Raw genomic sequence first — 18,585 nt, forward strand, 5'->3', positions numbered from 1 at the left:
AGGCTTCTTAAATTAGACGCTTGTACTTCTGTCCCCTGTCATCTTATGAGTAGATTTTTGCCTCTCTTCCCGTTGAACATTGTGGTCTTTCCGGGGGAGAAACTCAACCTCCATATCTTTGAACCACGTTACCGCCAATTAATTCTGGAATGCCAGGCAAATGATACCACCTTCGGGATACCGGTGTACCTGGACAAGGGCGTGGGGGATTATGGGACAGAAATCAAACTCCTAAGTGTTGAGAAAAAGTACCCGGGCGGTGAAATGGACATCAAAACTAAGGGGTTGGGTATTTTCAAAATCAAAGAATTTCAACGCCAGGTGCCGGGCAGGTTATACTCTGGAGGCGAAATTGAGGACGTGCCGCTGATCAATGACGAACAGCCCTTGCAGCGAAGCCAAATTTTAGAGCTACTCCGGCAAATGTATGTGGCTTTGGGTATCCAATCGCTTATGCTTAATCTGCCAGAAAACTTCAGGTCCTTTGATGTGGCCCACCATCTGGGTTTCTCCACAGAGCAGGAATATGCCTTGCTGCAGTGCTTTCGGGAAAGTGACCGGCTGGAGATCATTCTGGATCATCTCACCAAAATAATACCCATTGTACTGGAAACAGAAAGGTTGAAGGAGCGGGTGAAGCTAAACGGGCATTTCAAACATTTAGCCCCCCCAACTTTTAGGCTCCTATAAGAGTAATACAAGTGTGCTTTTAAAGCCGCACCAGAGATGCTTTATATCATTGCCCTCATAGTTTTTCTGTCCGTTAACACCTGGTTTGTCTGGGCTTACATTCGGGAAAAGAAATTCAGGAAGAAGCCTTTTTACTCATTATCTGAAATTGGCTGGCGAACCACTCCGCCCCCGCCCGTGGAGGAAAGGACCCATACCATTGCTTTAGTGGGTGACGTAGGCAGTAATGGTTCTCTGGAAGATGACCACCTGCTGCAAGCGGTCCACCACTGGGTAAAAGAGGCCGGCGAAAATAGTACCATTCTTTTCCTGGGCGATAATGTGTACCCCACAGGTCTTCCGCCTACAGATAGCTTCAGGCATGCGCAGGCAGTACAACGCCTGGAAAACCAACTTTCCCTTTTTGATGAATACACAGGAAAAGTCATCTACCTAAGCGGGAACCATGACTGGAACAAGGGCCGCAAAGATGGGTATGAATTTGTGTTACGGCAGGAAAAATTCATTACTGAAAAGCTGCAGGATGAAATGGCCTACCTGCCGCGGGGCGGATGCTTAGGCCCGGTGACCTGGGAGATAAACGGGCAATTATTGATAATTGTGATCAACACCCAGTGGTGGGTGCAAACTGGTCATAAACCTTTGGCCGCCAACCCGGGGGAACCATATGAAACCTCAAGGGAGTTCTTCTCTGCTTTGCAGGCCCTACTGGAGGAAAACAAACATCGGTTTATTGTGCTGGCTGCCCATCATCCGGTGTACAGTAATGCCTTACACGGAGGTAAGTTCACAGTGAAGCAACACCTCTTTCCGCTCACCTTTATCAATAAAAGAGCTTTGATACCACTTCCTATTGTAGGCTCCATTTTCAGAATTTATCGCAAATACATTGGGGCGCATGAAGATATGTCCTTCCCTCCCTTTAGAAAGTTCCGGCGCAGGCTCCTGAGGGTTCTGCACCAGTACCAATCTATTTTCTATGTGGCGGGTCATGACCATAACCTTCAATATTTTAAAGTGAAGGGAAACCATTATGCTGTGAGCGGTTCGGGAAGTAAAACCAATTTTGTAGCAAAAGGTGGCAAAGCTTCTTTTGCCCATGAAAGCAAGGGATTTATGGTGCTGGACCAATACAAAGATGGAAGCGTATGGTTGAGGGTCTTAGAACCAGCACCAACTACAGGAGAAGCACCACTGGTAATGTTTCAGAAAAGTATTTACCAGGGAGAGCCTGTTTCTACTCTGTCACCGGTGGTAGCACCACCCGAAGGCTCTTCGGCTGTACAGTAAATGTTATTTCTTTACCCATTTCTTCAGGCTCTCCGTCTATCTGAAAGACCTCCCCTGAATGGTTGATGATGGTGGCTGAACTGCAACTGAACCTATGGGTATACACAGAATTGTCAATGTTATCTGTGTACAGACGGTACAAGATGCCTAAACTGGAGGACTTTGGAAAAGGCTCTAAAATACAAATTTCAAAGTTTCCATCATTAATTACTCCTGTTGGGTTGATAGCAATATTACTCCCAAATGCTTTGGCATTGGTGATTGTGATCATGAAAGCCTCCGCATCAAAAATGACTTTTTCATCTGAGATGATGGTATAATGTTTGGGTTCATATGCCATGAACTCCTGCATGGCAATCCAAGCGTACGCACCTGGCCCGCGAGTATCACCATTGCAGAAGCGTTCTACCACCAAAGCATTGAAGCCTACGTCGCACAGGTGAATGGAAAGCATACCATTCACATCTAAGGTGTCTATGGCCATGATGTGGTGCTCTGCTAACAACTGCAGCGCTTCATCAAAATCTTGAGGTATTCCTAAATCCTTTGAAAGCCCGTTACCAGAACCTTGCGGAATGATGGCCAGGGCCACGTCAGTTTTGAAAATAGTTTTGGCCACCAAACTCACTGTTCCGTCACCGCCTACTGCGCAAACTATTTCAGGAGCATACTCATTGATTTTATCTTTCAGCTTAGCTTCATCGTTTTCACCAGTAGTTTTGTAAAAATCGGCTTTAAACTGATTTTGACGACAGAAGACCAGAAGATCATCTGCTAATTCTTCTTTATCTATATCTCCAGATATGGGGTTAATCACGAATAATATCTTTGTCATATCAGTAAGGAGGGTTATAAAAATCAGGTTTTATATTTGAGCTGTTTTACGAAAAAGAGTACAAAAGGAAACTACTGCACTACCCTTCAGGGATACCGATAGGGAAGGTTGTTGTGATGGCTTGTCCATGCGTGCCACCCTGTTCTTTGGATTAGGAAGGGTCTGGAAGAACTCTGGGCCTCTCCCACTACTACCCTGAGAAAGAACTACCATAACCCTAATACTAGACCTTTGGTCATACCCGGCAGCAGCGACAAAAGAAGCAGATAATACATCTGATTCTAATTCATCATCACGCCCGCACTTCAGGTTCATGAGTCTACCAACTGTGGCAGCGGCGGCGGCACTGGCACTGGAGGGGTTATGTGGGTCATACGTAGCCACTGCTGCTGCTCTTGAAAGACCTTGGGTAAGCTGGCTCTTGGCAATCTGCTTTTCAGACTGCCGAGCTACTACATGCCCTATTTCCTGATCCGCACTCATGTTCACATGCTGAGCCTTTCTTATAAATGGTTTGTATTTCTGGTAGCACGAATAGGTAACTAATGAAAAAACAGAAACAAAAAACCCTATAAAAAACCATAAAGAACCTCTCATATTGTAGTTTTCATAGTCTGTTAAATTACCTTGCTGCATTGTTGATGATAAGGCATAACAAAGGGTGCCTTAAAGAACGGCCATAACGGTACTTGGTTGCGCTATCTACTGACTAATAATGGAATCCCTATTACTGATATAGTATGAATACTATATCTTTTTTATTGTACATACGTAAGAAGGCTTTGTAGCGCAGATTAGCGCATTTTGTAAACTAAGACAAACGAACATGAACCTGAAAAGAACTTTCGGCACCATTCTAACAGTCCTAGGGATTGTAGGCCTTATTTGGGGAGCATATACATTTCTGGCCGGCGGAGGCTCTGTAGGAAATGTTTCTGTAAACCAATTTTCCTCCTTAGTACCTTTCATTTTAGGGCTGATTTTTTTCTTTACAGGTATTAGCCTGATCAAAGGTACCAAAGACACAGCCTGATAGAAGTTATTGCCTTAAAACAGAAGAAGCCGATCTTTTCAGATCGGCTTCTTCTGTTTTAAGAGGTATGTTCAACTATTTATTTGCTTAACAGTTTTGATTGTTTAGCCATGATTTCTGTTTCAAAGCGCTTAATGGCAGAATCAGTATTCAGGTAGGCTGAAGAGTAGTTTGCAGAAGGGGCATCAATGTAAAGTAAAGTGCCTCCTTTAATAAGCTGTACTACTTGTGAGGTGATTTCCTTAGGTAAGGCAGGGCATCCATGGCTACGGCCTAAACGGCCATGTTGTCTTACAAAAGACTCACTCACGTAGTCTGCACCATGCACCACCACTGCTCTTTGCTTTGCATTTGTGTTAAAGCCGCGGTCTAAGCCATTCAACTTAAGGGATAGTCCGTGTTTGCCTATGTACGTATTTTCTGTCACATAAAAGCCCAAGCTGCTCATGTGAGAGTTTACCGTGTTAGAAAACTTAACTGCTCTCTCATTTCCAGAACCAGAGCCATGGGCTACCAAGCTATGGTATAAAACTTTCTTTTTATCTAAATCAACAATCCAAAGACGCTTCTGGCTGCTCGGTTTCCCAAAGTCAATAACCGTTAAAAGGCTTTTAGAACCGTTTAATTTTCTTTGTTCTTTCAAGTTATAGAAACCAGTTGCAGCTCTCCTGAACACATCAAAGCTTAAACCTGCTTTATTCAAATCTGCTTCATCATACAAGTCTTCCAGAAAATCTTCAAAAGACTCCTTACCAGTAGCTGCAGAAGAATCAGAGATGGTGATACTCTCTGCCGTGTCAGAAGTGACAGCACTGTTGGCAGGAGATACAAACGACATGATAGATAAGAGAGAGAAAGCCGAAATTATTTTTTTCATTTCCTATTTCTTTACGAGGGACGCCTTTATAACCCCTTTACTTTCTACTTTTGTTCCATAGATCCTGAAATTGATCTAAATAAGTATATATACTAAAAAGGTAATCAGGGAAAAACTTTAATGTAAACCTGCTTATTATTAAGGCTCTACGTTATGAAGGTACTAACTTTTTCTTTAAAAAAGACCAAGAATTTTTATTTAGGTTTTTTATTCTGCTTGCCCCTTCTGTCCTGCTCTTCCCCGGCAGACAAGTTAAATATTGACTCCAAAACCTGGAAAGCAGATCTGAATGGATGCAAAGGCCAGAGAGCTGCTATCCAGAAACAAGTGGAAGATGTTCGGCTGCAACTGGTGGGTTTAAAGGAAGGAGACATTAGAAAACTCTTTGGTAAGCCAGATTCTGAGGAGCTAATGGAAAAAAGCCAGAAGATCTATATTTACTTTATCACTCCGGGTCCTAAATGTACCGGAACCATGCAAAATGCTGGAAAAAAACAAGCCCTGGCTATACGACTAGATGCTTTGGGAGATGTAAGAGAAGCGAGTATCTTTAAAGAATAAGGTAAGTAGGCCTAAAAAAAGAAAGCCATTCTCCTCGAAGGAAGAACGGCTTTCATGGCAAGCGTCAACTCTTAGTTTTTGACTTTCTTTTTAGTAGTCTCTGTCTTTATCTTCATCTTATCATGCTCCACTTTAGATTTTCCTTCTGGAGTAATGATTTTAGTTTCTGATGGAGTAGACTTGTATTTAACGTTATCTGTCTTGAGTTTCTCAGTGTTTCCTTTCACTTTCATTTCACCGGCAGAAGACTCAGCTTTCATTTTGTTCTTCTCCATCTTTATCTTTTCTGAGCCACTCTCCATCTTCACTTTATCATCTTTCACTTTTATCTCAGTGTCCTGATTGGAAGTAATAGTGGTTGAAGTTCCTGTTGAGATACCCCCAGAAACATTGGTGCCCGAAACCCCGGTCTCAGTAGTACCAGTTGGAGAAGCAGAAGCTTCCATTGCACGACCATCCATTTCAAGATAAGCAGTAAACTGCTTAGGCGTTAAAATTTGGGCGAATTCCTGATCTAATTGCTCGTTTACTTCTTTGATTTTAGCCTCACGCATTTGCATGTCATTGGCGTACATCTTCTCAATCTCACTGAACTTGTCAAATCTGGCCTGGTTCAATGCTTTTAATTTGATGTACTGGCCTTCATTTAATTGAAGTTCATTGTACATCTGGCGGCTCATTTCCTGTGCTGACATAGAAAGGACGGCACGGGTAGTTGCAGCAGTTCCAGTTAAATTAGTTTGCGCCTGAGCGGTATAAACTGCTCCAAGAAATAAGGCGGATAGGATTAACTTTTTCATTTGGATTGTGGACGCTTTTTGGTAGAATTTTATCAAATCTCTTTGTGTGATTATATATGTCCTTTAACGCAGCCTTCTTGAGCTTGGTTATAGGAAATTTAACATTTTATTATGGCATTTAACTCATAACCTAAATTGAATAGCATCATTTGTATAAGAGGAATTATTTATTAATATATATCACATATTCAATATAGTCAAGTTTTTCCAGCTTAAACGGGCTATTTTGCTACTTTCGTTCATATACCAACAATCAGCTGAATTGTACTTTGTCATTATATTATTTTTTATTTTAATTTAAAAAAAGTGATCGCCTTCTTAATAATCTCTTGTTTTATCCTCTTCTTTTTGCCATCTGCTGCAGTTCAGGCACAAAAAAAGCCTGACTTTTGAGAGTCAGGCTTTCTGAAGACGTAAAATTCAATAATTAGGAGGTAAGTTTATGGTCTGGTCTTTTGAAGAATTGCATGGCTATGTACCCTACAAAAGCCCCAATCACTACCCCCATCATTAACCAAATAACGGCTAAGACCCAAAGGGCCTGCTCATCCCCTGAGGTGTCATCCACCATATAAGGGTATAAAAAGGCCATGTCAAACATTTTGTTTGTAATCACCTGGAAAAGGGTAAAGAGAACAGAAGAAACCAAGCCCACAAAGAAGCCTACCCCTATTCCTTCTAAATACCCCAGCTTCCCGGTTTTTGTTGATTTATGACGTCTTATGGCAAGGCAAACACCTACCACTAAGATTACCCCTACTAAAAAGTGCAGCGAAACATTTTCTATTAACCCCACTAATTTAATGAGAACCATATAAAGGATGGCTGCAATTCCCGTCATTACTCCAAAAGAGGTACCTGTTTTCTGTACCGTAACTTGACGTTGTTCCATTGTAGTTTTATTTTGTTTTAGTTCTTATTATCAGAGAACAGGTGACTGCTCTCTTCTACATGAAGTAGATAAGGATTGTTATATACTAATTTACCGGGGGAGGTGTTGTCTATTTACCCCGTTTTTTGTAAAGGTTCATAAGAGTGTAACACTTAAGACTCCCCCATGTTTTCGCTGAACTGAATTAATACTTTGATTGTCTGTAGATAAGGGCAACTTCTAAAAACTGGATTTACACTACCTATAAGGAGCTTTTCAGTTCTTTTGGTAACTTCGCCCTTTGAAATACTCTATTATATATAAAAGAGCAGCATGATTAGTACTAGCAACGTTAGTCTTGGCTACGGCAAACGTACCCTTTTTGAAGATGTGACCATTAAGTTTTCCCCCGGCAACTGTTATGGCCTTATTGGTGCCAACGGTGCGGGTAAGTCAACTTTCCTTAAAATATTATCTGGCGAGATAGACCCAAACACCGGTACGGTGGACATTCCTGCCAAAATGCGCTTAGCGATTCTTAAACAGAACCACTATGAGTATGATGAGTATCCGGTGCTTCAGACGGTGATCATGGGCCACAAGCGCCTGTGGGACATCATGAACGAGAAAGACGCTATTTACGCAAAAGAAGACTTCTCTGAAGAAGACGGCATGCGTGCCTCTGAACTGGAAGCTGAATTTGCGGACATGGAAGGTTGGAACGCGGAGTACGAAGCAGGTGAATTGTTAAGTGGCTTGGGCATTCAGCCAGAGTTGCACTACACCCTCATGAAAGATCTGGGTGGAAATGAAAAGATCAGGGTGTTATTGGCGCAGGCATTGTTTGGTAACCCAGACATCCTGTTACTGGATGAGCCTACCAACCACCTGGATGCTGAATCAATCATGTGGCTGGAGAACTTCCTTGACAATTTCCAGAACACCGTGATTGTGGTTTCCCACGACCGTCACTTCCTGGATGCTGTGTGTACGCACGTGGCCGACATAGATTATGGCAAAATTCAGTTATATGCCGGTAACTACTCCTTCTGGTATGAATCTAGCCAGTTGGCTACCAAACAGCGTACAGATGCCAACCGCAAGACAGAAGACAAACGCAAAGAATTGCAAGCGTTTATTGCCCGTTTTAGCGCAAACGCCTCCAAATCAAAGCAAGCTACCTCCCGTGCCAAATTGCTGGAAAAACTAACCCTGGAAGACATAAAGCCTTCTAGCCGGAAGTATCCTTATATTCAGTTTAAACAAGAGCGCGAGGCAGGTAACCAATTGCTGCAGGTAGATAACCTTACCAAAAGCAATGAAGGAGAGCTCCTGTTTAAAGATGTTACGTTCACGGTAGACAAGAAGGACAAGATTGCCGTCATCAGCCGGAATGACTTGGCAGCCACAACCTTCTTTAAGATCATCATGGGTGAGACTACCCAGGACAAAGGTGAATTCAAGTGGGGAACCACTATCAGTACAGCTTATTTCCCTAAGGACAACAATGAGTTCTTTGAGGTAGATCTGAACCTGGTAGACTGGTTACGTCAGTTCTCAGTAGAGAAAGATGAAAGCTTTATTCGTGGTTTCTTAGGCCGTATGCTGTTCTCCGGAGAGGAATCCTTGAAGAAAGCTAGTGTGTTGTCTGGAGGAGAGAAAGTACGTTGTATGCTGTCACGCATGATGTTGCAAAGTGGTAACATGTTGGTGCTGGATGAGCCCACCAACCACCTTGACTTGGAATCAATCACCGCCCTGAACAACGGCCTAAAAGACTTCCAAGGATCATTGCTGTTCAGCTCCCATGACTTACAATTTGTGGATACTATTGCAAACCGCATTATTGAATTGACTCCTAAAGGCATCATAGACAAGCGCATGAGCTATGACGAGTACCTCAGAAACGAAGACATCAAAGCGCTTCGTGCTCAAATGTATGGAGTTAGTACTTTGGTCTAACTTCTTTTTCAAAGCTAGATTAGCAAAATCAGGTAATAAGAAAGGCCACCCATTTGGGTGGCCTTTCTTATTCTGGTAAAGCTTAAAAGTTTACCCTCGTATCAATCTTAACAAAACAGCAACAATGGCAATCACTAACAACACGTGAATGATACTGCCAACCTGGTCGCCGAATCCTAAGAATCCAATGAGCCATAAAATTATAAGCACAACTGCCACAAAGTACAGTACATTTCCCATAATCTTATTTTTATTCTGTTTTCACAGAACGTACTAGTATTATGTCAGAGCCAGTTTAGGCCCTGCGTATCAGGCGAAGTAATACCGCAATAACTGCGATTACTAAAAGCACGTGGATGATACCACCTACTTGATCTCCGAATCCTAAGAATCCGATCAGCCAGATAATTACTAGCACTACTGCAATGATATACAATAGATTTCCCATAGTTTTAGTTGTGTTTGGTTTTAGTTAGTTGTATTAATCCTTATAAGGAATAAATCCTGATATTGATTTTTCTGCTTGTACGCAGGAATATTTTAAAAGATTTATATAGCCTTTCAAAAAGATGTAAACGCTTCTTGCCGTGCTCCTTAAAAAGTGCAACATAGGTCTGTCTTCCCATTCTTGTTCCCCTGCAGAAATATTCTAGCTTTGCATCTTGATCTCACTAACTAACGCTTATTCTATGAACATAGCCGTAATAGGGTCTGGTACCATGGGCAACGGCATCGCCCACGTTTTCGCACAGAATTCTTTTTCAGTTTTCTTGATAGACATCAATCAGGATTCACTTACCAAAGCGGTAGCCACCATCTCCAAAAACCTGGACCGCATGGTTTCCAAAGGAACTGTGACGGTAGAACAGAAAAGCCAGACGATTCAACGCATCAGCACCTTTACAGATTTACAGGAAGGAGTTCGTGATGCTGACTTAGTGGTGGAAGCCGCTACCGAAAATGTGGAGATTAAATTAGAACTGTTCAGGCAATTGGAGCAATATACCAAATCCACTTGCATAATGGCCAGCAACACCTCTTCAATTTCTATTACTAAAATTGCTTCAGTGACCCAGCGTCCGGACAAAGTAATAGGCATGCATTTTATGAACCCGGTACCGGTCATGAAATTGGTAGAAGTGATCAGGGGCTACTCCACTAGTGATGAAGTCACAAATAAAATCCTGGATCTGTCTAAACAGCTTGGAAAGATTCCGGCTGAGGCAAATGACTATCCTGGCTTTGTGGCCAACCGTATTTTAATGCCGATGATCAATGAAGCCATCTACTCTTTGTTTGAAGGCGTAGCAGGTGTGGAGGAAATTGACACCATCATGAAACTTGGTATGGCGCACCCCATGGGTCCATTGCAGTTGGCAGACTTTATTGGACTGGATGTGTGCTTGTCTATTCTTAGAGTACTGCACGATGGCTTCGGGAACCCGAAATATGCCCCTTGCCCTTTATTAGTGAACATGGTACAGGCTGGGCACAAAGGCGTGAAGAGCGGCCAGGGCTTTTATTCTTACACCCACGGCACTAAAGATTTGGTTGTTGCAGATACCTTCAAAAAGCGTTAGTATACTGCTGTTATAAAAAGAGAGGCCGGCATTTAGCCGGCCTCTCTTTTTAACTATTTCTGACGATACATCCTTTAAACTGCGACTTCGTTTTCACGAAGGGCATCGTTCAGGGAAGTTTTCAAATCTGTGCTTTCTTTGCGTTGGCCAATGATTAACGCGCAGGGTACCTGGAAAGAACCCGCAGCAAATTCTTTTGTGTAAGAACCAGGAATCACTACTGAACGAGGCGGCACATAGCCTTTGTATTCTTTAGGTTCTGCACTGGTTACGTCAATGATCTTTGTGCTACCAGTAATACACACATTGGCGCCAATTACAGCTTCTTTCCCAATGTGACAACCTTCTACCAGAATGCAACGGGATCCAATAAAGGCACCATCTTCCACAATAACCGGAGCGGCCTGTACAGGCTCTAATACACCGCCTAAACCAACACCACCGCTTAAGTGAACGTGCTTGCCCACCTGGGCACAAGAGCCTACTGTAGCCCACGTATCTACCATGGTTCCTTCGTCAACGTAAGCGCCAATGTTAGTGTAAGAAGGCATCAGAATGACCCCTTTAGAAATATAAGCACCATAACGCGCTAAAGCATGAGGAACTACGCGAACGCCTAGTTCAGCAAAACCACTTTTCAGTGGAATTTTATCATGGAATTCGAAGGGTCCGGCTTCAATGGTTTCCATTTTCTGTATGGGGAAGTACATCAACACGGCCTTCTTCACCCACTCATTTACCTGCCATTTCTCGGAGCCGGTAGGTTCTGCCACCCGGATTTCTCCGCGGTCCAGCAGTTGAATCACCCATCTGATGGCCTCTTGCGTATTGTTTTGGCTTAACAACGACCGGTCTTCCCAGGCGCGCTCTATGGTCTCTCTTAAATCGTTCATTTGGTCTTTGTGAAAAATAAGAAACCAAAATTATTAAATTGTGGCGATGATTCGAAAACGAATTCTGCTGGCCTCTCTTCTGAAGCCAGTTTCTGACTCCCGTTTATATGAGAAAATTGGAAAAAGCCTGGCAAAACTCCCCCAGGTAGAAGTACATGTAGCAGGTTTCCAGAGCCTCACTCCTGCTGATGAAACCAACATCACCTTCCACCCGGTATTTTCATTCAAGCGTTTATCTTTTGGCCGGTTCTCCGCACAAAAATCGTTTTGGGACCTTATTTCAAAAATAAAGCCCGAAGTGCTGATAGTAGCTACTCATGAATTACTGCCAGTAGCCTGGTTGTATTGCAAACAGTCCTCCTGTAAAATGGTGTATGACGTGCAGGAGAATTATTTCCTGAACCTTACCACGCAACAGGTATATCCGGGCGTTGCAGGAAAAGCTTTGGGGCAGGTTGTCCGTGAAATAGAAAAAATCATTGCCCCTTCTATAAACCATTTCTTCCTGGCCGAAAAGGCGTATGCCAAAGAGTTGCCTTTTCTGGGGAGCAGGATTACAGTTATACAAAACAAATACCTTCCGCCTTCCAATTCAATAAAGCTAGAAAGAGAGGTACCAGTATCTATAAAAGATATCAAGCCTTTACGCTTGTTGTATTCAGGTACCATTTCTAAACTATATGGGGTATTAGATGCGGTCAATTTCACAAAACAGCTGCGTACCTGGGTGCCCCAGACTGAACTGACCATCATTGGTTATTGTGCAGACAAGAAGTTTCTAGTAGAACTCAAAAAGCATATTCAACACTTGCCCTTTGTACGACTTATTGGAGGTGATGCTTTGGTGCCACACCAGAAAATCTTAATTCAGGAACAACAGCACCACATTGGCCTCCTGCCCTATCACCCGCACCCCAGCACCTTCACGTGTATTCCCACCAAACTATATGAGTACATCGGCAATGGGTTGGTAGTGGTAGCAGAGGAAAATCCATTATGGGCAGAGATCCTACAAAACTCAAATGCAGGAATATGCCACTCTTTCGCTAAAGAGTTAACACAAGCTGGCGTAGAGAACCTAATAAGAGGAACCTTCTACCAAAATGGTATCCCTGAAGATGTTTTCTGGCGCGAAGAAGAGTCAAAAGTGCAACGTGTCGTCCTTGACTTACTAGAGCAATAGCTTTCTAAAAATTAATTTAGGCAAACCTAAACTTTTATTTCCATACACGTATATTTGACAAACTATGGCAAAAGAATTAAGAAACTCACGTATTTCTGGCCTTGGCCACTATGTACCTGAAAAGGTGGTAAAGAACGTAGATTTGGAGAAACTGATGGACACATCAGATGCCTGGATTGTAGAGCGAACAGGAATAAATGAACGCCGGTACTTTGAACCTGGCAAAGACACTACTGCCAACATGGCGGCAAATGCTGCTATAAAGGCGTTAGAAAAAGCTGGTCTGGAGGCAAAGGACCTGGACATGATTGTGTTTGCGACGCTTAGCCCTGATTATTTTTTCCCGGGTTCAGGCGTTTTGCTGCAGCGTGAACTGGGCATTTCAGACATCCCTTGTTATGATGTTCGGAACCAATGTTCCGGGTTTATTTATGCGCTTTCATTAGCAGACCAGTTTATCAAAACCGGTATGTATGACAACGTGTTGGTAGTGGGTTCTGAAATACACTCTTCCGGCCTGGACTTCTCTGACCGGGGCCGGGCAGTGTCGGTAATTTTTGGTGATGGTGCAGGGGCAGCGGTACTCACTCCTTCTGATAGCTTGGACAAAGGTATTCTTTCCACGCACTTACACGCTCAGGGCGAGTTCGCCGAGGAGTTAATGGCAGTAGGGCCGTCCAGTAACGAACCAGAGCGCATCACGCACCAGATGATTGATGATGGGACCATCTTCCCTATCATGAACGGAAGCACCGTGTTCAAACACGCGGTCACCAGGTTCCCGGAGGTGATCAATGAAGCTCTTTCCCACAACGGGGTAACGGCAGATGATCTGGACTTAGTGGTTCCTCACCAGGCAAACCTGCGGATCACCCAGTTTATTCAGCAAAAGATGAAGCTGCCTGAAGATAAGATCTTCAGCAACATCCAGAAATACGGAAACACCACGGCTGCATCTGTTCCAATAGCGTTTTCTGAGGCTTTTGAGGAAGGAAGAGTAAAAGAAGGAGACCTGATCTGCCTGGCGGCGTTTGGAAGTGGATTCACTTGGGCTTCTGCCTTGATACGCTGGTAAAAAATGCAAAGTACTGCAGAAGAAAACTACATAAAAGCCATCTATAAGTTGTCTGGCAGCGGAGCCAACGCGGTAAGCACCACCGGGCTTTCTGAAACGCTGGAAACAAAACCTGCCTCGGTAAGCGACATGCTGCGCAAGTTAAGCGCTAAGAACCTGGTGCATTACGTGAAATACCACGGCGTGCAGCTCACCGAGGAAGGACAGCGGGTGGCACTTAAAATCATAAGAAAACACCGGCTTTGGGAAGCATTTCTGGTGCAGAAGCTCCACTTCAGTTGGGACGAGGTACACGAAGTGGCTGAGCAGATGGAACACGTCAAATCTGAGCTACTCATACAACGCCTGGACGAGTTCCTGGGCCACCCACGCGTGGATCCTCACGGAGACCCTATCCCCACTGAGGCAGGTGAGCTACGTGAGTTGGAACAACGGACGCTGGCCTCACTGGCTGTAGAGCAACAAGGCGTGGTATGCCGGGTAAAAGACTCACAACCTGCCTTTCTGCAATACCTGAACCGAATGGGCATTCAGATTGGGTCTAATTTGAAAGTAGTAGACAAGATACCTTATGATAACTCATTGGAGATCAAAATAGATAAAACTAAATCAGTGATTTTGTCTTCAGACGTTCTGGAGAAAATATTCGTCATCAATCCTTGAGGTGCGTTCTAGCGCTGCTTTTATGAAATTAGGCCTGAAACGTTGGTCCTTTAGTACTTTTCTTCTTTTGCTCCTGCTGTGTGCAGCCTGCGCTCCCAAGGATACCCCCGGAGCCATAGCCCACCAGCAGGGTAAAATGTATATTGTTACCACCACTGGTATTCTTAGGGATGCAGTGGCCAATGTGGTAGGTGACAGGGCAGTTGTATCCGCTTTGATGGGCCCTGGGGTTGATCCGCACTTGTACAAAGCTGCCTTAGGCGATTTGCAGACCTTGCGGGAGGCTGATGTCATTATCTACAATGGTTTGCATTTAGAAGGCACAATGGGAGAAGTACTGGAAAAACTGGCGCGCCAGAAAGTAGTATGGGCCGCAGCTGAAGGGCTCCCTGAAGACCTCCTCCGCAAAACCCCTGAATTTCAGGACAGCCATGACCCCCATATATGGTTTGATGTGAGCCTCTGGAGCAAAGTGGTTGAGCTTCTTTCTCAAAGGCTGCAGAAACAAGACCAGCAGAATGCCATACAATACCAGGAGAACACCATACGCTATCTGGCTACACTAGACAGCCTGCACCAATGGACCAAAACAGAGATTGCAGCTATTCCTGCGCAGCAACGCATTCTGATTACTGCGCATGATGCCTTCGGGTATTTTGGTGATGCATATAAAATTCAGGTGCAAGGTTTACAAGGCATTTCCACCGTATCTGAGTTTGGTTTACAAGATGTTTCCTCCCTGGTGAACTTCATTGTGAACAGAAAAGTAAAAGCGGTATTTGTGGAGAGTTCTGTTTCACAGAAAGCCATTGAGGCGGTGCTAGAAGGATGCCGCCAGAAAGGTCATCAAATAAACCTTGGGGGAACACTCTATTCTGATGCCTTGGGAGAGGAGAATGGGCCGGCGGGAACCTACGTGGGAATGGTGCAGGTGAATGTTGGCAAGATAGTGAAAGCATTGAAGTAAAGCCTTCAAGGTAAAAGGGGAATAGATGGTATGATTCAGTATAAGCTTTTGATTCATACTACTTAAAAGCGACTAAAGAAAAGCAGTCATTTAATTTAAAATGATATAAACCCATGATACAACACGTGACGGATCCGGTTTTGGAGGTGCATGATTTGACGGTGAGTTATCAGCGGAAGCCGGTGCTGTGGGATGTGGATTTAACGTTGCCCAAAGAAGCTTTGGTAGGCATTATTGGACCAAATGGAGCCGGGAAATCTACCTTAATCAAAGCCGTAATGGGCTTACTCCCCTTAAACAGTGGTTTTGTAGAACTGTTTGGAAAACCCTTAGATGAAGTACGAAAGAAGGTAAGCTATGTGCCCCAGCGTGAGTCTGTGGACTGGGATTTCCCAGCTTCTGCGCTAGATGTGGCCATGATGGGCACCTACGGTAGTTTAGGCCTTTTCAGACGGCCTGGAGCTAGAGAAAGAAAGCTAGCCATGGAGGCTCTGGAGAAAGTAGGGATGCAGGACTTTGCGAACCGGCAGATTTCCCAGCTGTCAGGTGGACAGCAGCAGCGGGTGTTCCTTTCCAGGGCGCTGGCCCAGGATGCAGATCTATACCTCATGGACGAGCCATTTGCCGGAGTTGACATTGCCACCGAGACAGCCATTATTGAGCTGTTGCGCCAAATGCGGGAAACTGGTAAAACAGTGGTAGTGGTGCACCATGACCTTCAATCGGCACAGGATTACTTTGACTGGATCATTTTGTTGAACATGCGCCTGGTGGCGTCAGGCCCAACAGATGAAACCCTCACTCCTGCTTTGCTGGAGAAAACCTACGGGGGACGTTTAACTGAGCTTAGCCGAGTAAGTGAGCTTCTGCACAAGAAGAACTTCCCCATCAGAGAAACCAAACCTACCCGCAGATGAATACGCTTTGGGAATTCCTGAGCATGTCAGACGCCAACGTCCGGTTTGTGACCATTGGCTCTATTCTGTTAGCGGCTTCCTCGGCGGTGGTGGGGTGCTTTACCGTGCTCCGCAAAAGAGCCTTAGTAGGCGATGCCGTGGCGCATGCGGTATTGCCCGGAGTTTGCCTGGCCTTCATTTTAACCGGTGAGAAAAACCCGTTGATCTTACTATTTGGCTCATTCCTGACAGGGTGGTTATCGTTGATCATCATTGATGCTATCACGGCTAACAGCCGGATCAAAGAAGACACAGCTATAGGCCTGGTTTTATCCGTATTCTTCGGGATTGGCATTCTTTTGCTTACTTCCATTCAACATTCAGGAAATGAGAACCAGAGTGGGTTAGATAAATTCCTGTTCGGGAGTGCTGCGGCCTTAGTGGGCCAGGACCTAATTACTTTTGGCGCAGTAGCGGTGTTGCTGCTGGTGAGTGTGGTCCTGCTGTACAAAGAATTCAAATTGATCAGTTTTGATATGGCGTATGCCCGCACCATCGGTTTACCGGTGCGGGGACTGGAGCTGTTGTTGACCACCTTAACAGTTTTGGCTGTAGTGGTGGGCATTCAATCCGTAGGCGTGGTATTAATGTCTGCGATGCTGATTACGCCCGCCGCCGCCGCCCGCTTCTGGACCGATCGGCTAGGGTTCATGGTAGTGATTGCTGCTGTGATGAGCGCCTTCTGCGGTGCAGCGGGAGCTTTTGTATCCTTTACTGCCCCTGCTATGCCTACCGGCCCCTGGATTGTGATGCTCTTGTCTTTGCTTGCCATTTTCTCGTTCATCTTGGCTCCAAAGAAAGGGTTATTGGCGCGCTACCTTTTGCAACGGCGTATGCGCAACCAAATGACAAGGGAGAATATCTTGAAAACCTTGTTCCTGTTAGGCGAAACCAAAGAAGATTACGCCCATAGCTACTCTAGGCAACAAATAATGGAGCGCCGCCAATTGCCTCTCCTCCGGATGAAAGATGGTTTAAAGTCCCTTTGCAGAAAACATCTCATAAAGAAGAACGCAACGGGTTGGGCTTTGACTGAAGCCGGTAAAAAAGAAGCCCAGCGAGTGGTACGACTGCACCGCCTCTGGGAACTGTACCTTACTGAGTATTTACAGGTGGCTTCAGACCATGTGCATGAAGACGCTGAATCCATTGAACACGTGTTAACCCCAGAACTGGAAAAACGACTCGAAGAACTCCTGAACTATCCAACTTCAGATCCCCACCAAACCACTATTCCTCAACAACCATGAACATAGATGCCTTTTGGATTATTTTGACGGGCGCCCTGGTTGCCATTTGCTGCAGCCTGTTGGGGTGCTTTCTGATCTTGCGCCGAATGGCCATGGTGGGTGATGCCATCTCCCATGCTGTTCTGCCTGGCATTGTGCTTGCCTTTCTGTTCAGTGGCTCCCGTGAGGTATGGACCATGTTAATAGGTGCCGCTTTGCTTGGTGTTGCTTGTACCTTTTTAATTGAATTCTTCCACAAAAAGGCTAACGTTCAGGCCGATGCTTCTATAGGAGTCACTTTTACCTGGTTGTTTGCCTTGGGCATAATTTTAATCTCAGTGTTTGCCGGTAAGGTAGACCTTGACCAGGATTGCGTACTTTATGGGGAAATAGCCTACGTTCCATTAGACATATGGCTTACAGAAAACGGCACTAACCTAGGCCCTAGAACAGTATGGATTATAGGAGGAGTATTGGTGGTGTTGCTTACGTTTATAGGCTTATTTTTCAAGCAATTATACCTAACCTCCTTTGACCCTGCTTTTGCAGCTGCCATTGGTCTTTCCACTACTCTCTGGTACTACCTGCTTATGGGAGCTGTGTCTTTAACCACAGTGGCAGCATTTGAATCTGTGGGAGCTATTCTGGTGGTGGCGTTAATGGTAGGCCCTCCTGCTACTGCTTACCTGCTCACCGATGACCTTAAGAAGATGCTCCTTATCTCAGCTGGAGCGGGTATCATAGCTTCTGCAGCAGGCTTTTACCTGGCTTTATGGTTAAACGGTTCAGTAGCCGGAGCTATCTCTGCCATTATTGGGGTACAGTTCCTGCTGGCATTTATCTTTTCACCAACCCATGGGCTTGTTTCCCGTCGGCAAAAGCTTGCTCCCCTTTCTCCCTCTTTATAGTTTGATATCTTCTTAAATCTCAGTTTCCCAAAAAGCTTTGACTTTGCTTTATAAAACTAAGAAAGCAAAGTCAAAGCTTTTGGTGTGTTAAGTAATTTATTTTGACAAAATGCGATATTACCAAATTAAAATTTTAAATTTCCAAAATACTAATTTATCATAAAAACGGTTAAATTATTATACTAAATAGGATTAATTATGCCCTACTTGTT

21 protein-coding genes are annotated in these 18,585 nt (G+C 44.4%); 13 read left to right on the forward strand and 8 right to left on the reverse strand.

What is annotated here, in order from left to right:
* Positions 1 to 45: 45 nt before the first annotated feature.
* Together DC20_RS18875 and DC20_RS18880 are read left to right on the forward strand one after the other, a co-directional pair.
* Positions 46 to 690 carry an LON peptidase substrate-binding domain-containing protein gene (locus tag DC20_RS18875; protein ID WP_062545255.1) on the forward strand — a complete coding sequence of 215 codons (645 nt, stop codon included), beginning with the start codon at positions 46 to 48 and terminating at the stop codon, positions 688 to 690.
* A 36-nt stretch (positions 691 to 726) separates the two neighbouring features.
* Complete coding sequence (locus DC20_RS18880; RefSeq protein ID WP_062545256.1) at positions 727 to 1,980, forward strand: metallophosphoesterase; 1,254 nt, start codon at positions 727 to 729, stop codon at positions 1,978 to 1,980.
* On the opposite strand, the gene DC20_RS18885 is transcribed toward DC20_RS18880, so the two are convergent.
* Positions 1,928 to 2,815, reverse strand: coding sequence for a diacylglycerol/lipid kinase family protein (locus DC20_RS18885; RefSeq protein WP_062545257.1), 888 nt, complete (start codon positions 2,813 to 2,815; stop codon positions 1,928 to 1,930). The genes DC20_RS18880 and DC20_RS18885 overlap by 53 nt on opposite strands.
* A gap of 30 nt (positions 2,816 to 2,845) precedes the next feature.
* Positions 2,846 to 3,298 (reverse strand): M48 family metalloprotease, encoded by a 453-nt coding sequence (locus tag DC20_RS18890; RefSeq protein ID WP_169788204.1) that lies wholly within the window; start codon positions 3,296 to 3,298, stop codon positions 2,846 to 2,848.
* 343 nt (positions 3,299 to 3,641) lie between these two features.
* Between DC20_RS18890 and DC20_RS23115 the strand changes: the two genes are divergently transcribed.
* On the forward strand, positions 3,642 to 3,848 hold the full coding sequence (locus DC20_RS23115) for a hypothetical protein (protein WP_062545259.1): 207 nt from the start codon (positions 3,642 to 3,644) through the stop codon (positions 3,846 to 3,848).
* A gap of 79 nt (positions 3,849 to 3,927) precedes the next feature.
* Here DC20_RS23115 and DC20_RS18900 read toward each other — a convergent pair whose 3' ends face one another.
* Positions 3,928 to 4,725, reverse strand: a complete 798-nt coding sequence (locus DC20_RS18900; RefSeq protein WP_062545260.1) for a murein L,D-transpeptidase catalytic domain family protein — start codon at positions 4,723 to 4,725, stop codon at positions 3,928 to 3,930.
* A gap of 216 nt (positions 4,726 to 4,941) precedes the next feature.
* Between DC20_RS18900 and DC20_RS18905 the strand changes: the two genes are divergently transcribed.
* Complete coding sequence (locus tag DC20_RS18905) at positions 4,942 to 5,286, forward strand: hypothetical protein (protein ID WP_157593252.1); 345 nt, start codon at positions 4,942 to 4,944, stop codon at positions 5,284 to 5,286.
* A gap of 71 nt (positions 5,287 to 5,357) precedes the next feature.
* On the opposite strand, the gene DC20_RS18910 is transcribed toward DC20_RS18905, so the two are convergent.
* Positions 5,358 to 6,086, reverse strand: coding sequence for a hypothetical protein (locus DC20_RS18910; protein ID WP_157593254.1), 729 nt, complete (start codon positions 6,084 to 6,086; stop codon positions 5,358 to 5,360).
* Between the two features lie 427 nt (positions 6,087 to 6,513).
* Entirely contained in the window at positions 6,514 to 6,978 is a 465-nt protein-coding gene (locus tag DC20_RS18915) for a DUF4199 domain-containing protein (RefSeq protein WP_062545263.1), read from the reverse strand.
* Positions 6,979 to 7,290: 312 nt separating this feature from the next.
* On the opposite strand from DC20_RS18915, the gene DC20_RS18920 reads away from it, so the two are divergent.
* Positions 7,291 to 8,919 carry an ABC-F family ATP-binding cassette domain-containing protein gene (locus tag DC20_RS18920; RefSeq protein ID WP_062545264.1) on the forward strand — a complete coding sequence of 543 codons (1,629 nt, stop codon included), beginning with the start codon at positions 7,291 to 7,293 and terminating at the stop codon, positions 8,917 to 8,919.
* 90 nt (positions 8,920 to 9,009) lie between these two features.
* On the opposite strand, the gene DC20_RS22940 is transcribed toward DC20_RS18920, so the two are convergent.
* The gene (locus DC20_RS22940; protein WP_157593256.1) at positions 9,010 to 9,159 is read right to left on the reverse strand and encodes a lmo0937 family membrane protein; all 150 of its coding nucleotides are present in this window, start codon (positions 9,157 to 9,159) and stop codon (positions 9,010 to 9,012) included.
* A gap of 55 nt (positions 9,160 to 9,214) precedes the next feature.
* Complete coding sequence (locus tag DC20_RS22945) at positions 9,215 to 9,367, reverse strand: lmo0937 family membrane protein (RefSeq protein ID WP_123127185.1); 153 nt, start codon at positions 9,365 to 9,367, stop codon at positions 9,215 to 9,217.
* Between the two features lie 241 nt (positions 9,368 to 9,608).
* Here DC20_RS22945 and DC20_RS18925 point away from each other — a divergent pair, with 241 nt between their 5' ends.
* The gene (locus tag DC20_RS18925; protein ID WP_062545265.1) at positions 9,609 to 10,499 is read left to right on the forward strand and encodes a 3-hydroxyacyl-CoA dehydrogenase family protein; all 891 of its coding nucleotides are present in this window, start codon (positions 9,609 to 9,611) and stop codon (positions 10,497 to 10,499) included.
* A gap of 74 nt (positions 10,500 to 10,573) precedes the next feature.
* On the opposite strand, the gene DC20_RS18930 is transcribed toward DC20_RS18925, so the two are convergent.
* Positions 10,574 to 11,392: a 2,3,4,5-tetrahydropyridine-2,6-dicarboxylate N-succinyltransferase gene (locus tag DC20_RS18930; RefSeq protein WP_062545266.1), complete on the reverse strand. Its 819-nt coding sequence runs from the start codon at positions 11,390 to 11,392 to the stop codon at positions 10,574 to 10,576.
* Positions 11,393 to 11,438: 46 nt separating this feature from the next.
* Between DC20_RS18930 and DC20_RS18935 the strand changes: the two genes are divergently transcribed.
* From DC20_RS18935 to DC20_RS18965, 7 genes are all read left to right on the forward strand, one after another.
* Positions 11,439 to 12,575, forward strand: a complete 1,137-nt coding sequence (locus DC20_RS18935) for a glycosyltransferase family protein (RefSeq protein ID WP_062545267.1) — start codon at positions 11,439 to 11,441, stop codon at positions 12,573 to 12,575.
* A gap of 64 nt (positions 12,576 to 12,639) precedes the next feature.
* On the forward strand, positions 12,640 to 13,650 hold the full coding sequence (locus tag DC20_RS18940) for a 3-oxoacyl-ACP synthase III family protein (RefSeq protein ID WP_062545268.1): 1,011 nt from the start codon (positions 12,640 to 12,642) through the stop codon (positions 13,648 to 13,650).
* A 3-nt stretch (positions 13,651 to 13,653) separates the two neighbouring features.
* Positions 13,654 to 14,313 (forward strand): metal-dependent transcriptional regulator, encoded by a 660-nt coding sequence (locus DC20_RS18945; protein ID WP_062545269.1) that lies wholly within the window; start codon positions 13,654 to 13,656, stop codon positions 14,311 to 14,313.
* 22 nt (positions 14,314 to 14,335) lie between these two features.
* Complete coding sequence (locus tag DC20_RS18950) at positions 14,336 to 15,280, forward strand: metal ABC transporter solute-binding protein, Zn/Mn family (RefSeq protein ID WP_062546052.1); 945 nt, start codon at positions 14,336 to 14,338, stop codon at positions 15,278 to 15,280.
* 113 nt (positions 15,281 to 15,393) lie between these two features.
* Positions 15,394 to 16,197 carry a metal ABC transporter ATP-binding protein gene (locus tag DC20_RS18955; protein WP_062545270.1) on the forward strand — a complete coding sequence of 268 codons (804 nt, stop codon included), beginning with the start codon at positions 15,394 to 15,396 and terminating at the stop codon, positions 16,195 to 16,197.
* The gene (locus tag DC20_RS18960; protein WP_062545271.1) at positions 16,194 to 17,486 is read left to right on the forward strand and encodes a metal ABC transporter permease; all 1,293 of its coding nucleotides are present in this window, start codon (positions 16,194 to 16,196) and stop codon (positions 17,484 to 17,486) included. The genes DC20_RS18955 and DC20_RS18960 overlap by 4 nt, the downstream gene beginning before the upstream one ends.
* A 2-nt stretch (positions 17,487 to 17,488) precedes the next feature.
* Positions 17,489 to 18,373 carry a metal ABC transporter permease gene (locus DC20_RS18965; protein ID WP_062546053.1) on the forward strand — a complete coding sequence of 295 codons (885 nt, stop codon included), beginning with the start codon at positions 17,489 to 17,491 and terminating at the stop codon, positions 18,371 to 18,373.
* The last annotated feature ends 212 nt before the right edge of the window (positions 18,374 to 18,585 follow it).

Source organism: Rufibacter tibetensis (genome assembly GCF_001310085.1).
In the GTDB taxonomy this organism is placed as follows: domain Bacteria; phylum Bacteroidota; class Bacteroidia; order Cytophagales; family Hymenobacteraceae; genus Nibribacter; species Nibribacter tibetensis.

Excerpts from the sequence above, each read along its gene's own strand:
- DC20_RS18940 (WP_062545268.1), top strand. The coding sequence starts at position 12,640 with ATGGCAAAAGAATTAAGAAACTCACGTATTTCTGGCCTTGGCCACTAT.
- DC20_RS18955 (WP_062545270.1), top strand. The coding sequence starts at position 15,394 with ATGATACAACACGTGACGGATCCGGTTTTGGAGGTGCATGATTTGACG.
- DC20_RS23115 (WP_062545259.1), top strand. The coding sequence starts at position 3,642 with ATGAACCTGAAAAGAACTTTCGGCACCATTCTAACAGTCCTAGGGATT.
- DC20_RS18885 (WP_062545257.1), bottom strand. The coding sequence starts at position 2,815 with ATGACAAAGATATTATTCGTGATTAACCCCATATCTGGAGATATAGAT.
- DC20_RS18925 (WP_062545265.1), top strand. The coding sequence starts at position 9,609 with ATGAACATAGCCGTAATAGGGTCTGGTACCATGGGCAACGGCATCGCC.
- DC20_RS22940 (WP_157593256.1), bottom strand. The coding sequence starts at position 9,159 with ATGGGAAATGTACTGTACTTTGTGGCAGTTGTGCTTATAATTTTATGG.
- DC20_RS18900 (WP_062545260.1), bottom strand. The coding sequence starts at position 4,725 with ATGAAAAAAATAATTTCGGCTTTCTCTCTCTTATCTATCATGTCGTTT.
- DC20_RS18875 (WP_062545255.1), top strand. The coding sequence starts at position 46 with ATGAGTAGATTTTTGCCTCTCTTCCCGTTGAACATTGTGGTCTTTCCG.
- DC20_RS18915 (WP_062545263.1), bottom strand. The coding sequence starts at position 6,978 with ATGGAACAACGTCAAGTTACGGTACAGAAAACAGGTACCTCTTTTGGA.
- DC20_RS18880 (WP_062545256.1), top strand. The coding sequence starts at position 727 with ATGCTTTATATCATTGCCCTCATAGTTTTTCTGTCCGTTAACACCTGG.
- DC20_RS18945 (WP_062545269.1), top strand. The coding sequence starts at position 13,654 with ATGCAAAGTACTGCAGAAGAAAACTACATAAAAGCCATCTATAAGTTG.
- DC20_RS18935 (WP_062545267.1), top strand. The coding sequence starts at position 11,439 with ATGATTCGAAAACGAATTCTGCTGGCCTCTCTTCTGAAGCCAGTTTCT.
- DC20_RS18890 (WP_169788204.1), bottom strand. The coding sequence starts at position 3,298 with ATGAGTGCGGATCAGGAAATAGGGCATGTAGTAGCTCGGCAGTCTGAA.
- DC20_RS18930 (WP_062545266.1), bottom strand. The coding sequence starts at position 11,392 with ATGAACGATTTAAGAGAGACCATAGAGCGCGCCTGGGAAGACCGGTCG.
- DC20_RS18950 (WP_062546052.1), top strand. The coding sequence starts at position 14,336 with ATGAAATTAGGCCTGAAACGTTGGTCCTTTAGTACTTTTCTTCTTTTG.
- DC20_RS22945 (WP_123127185.1), bottom strand. The coding sequence starts at position 9,367 with ATGGGAAATCTATTGTATATCATTGCAGTAGTGCTAGTAATTATCTGG.
- DC20_RS18960 (WP_062545271.1), top strand. The coding sequence starts at position 16,194 with ATGAATACGCTTTGGGAATTCCTGAGCATGTCAGACGCCAACGTCCGG.
- DC20_RS18910 (WP_157593254.1), bottom strand. The coding sequence starts at position 6,086 with ATGAAAAAGTTAATCCTATCCGCCTTATTTCTTGGAGCAGTTTATACC.
- DC20_RS18920 (WP_062545264.1), top strand. The coding sequence starts at position 7,291 with ATGATTAGTACTAGCAACGTTAGTCTTGGCTACGGCAAACGTACCCTT.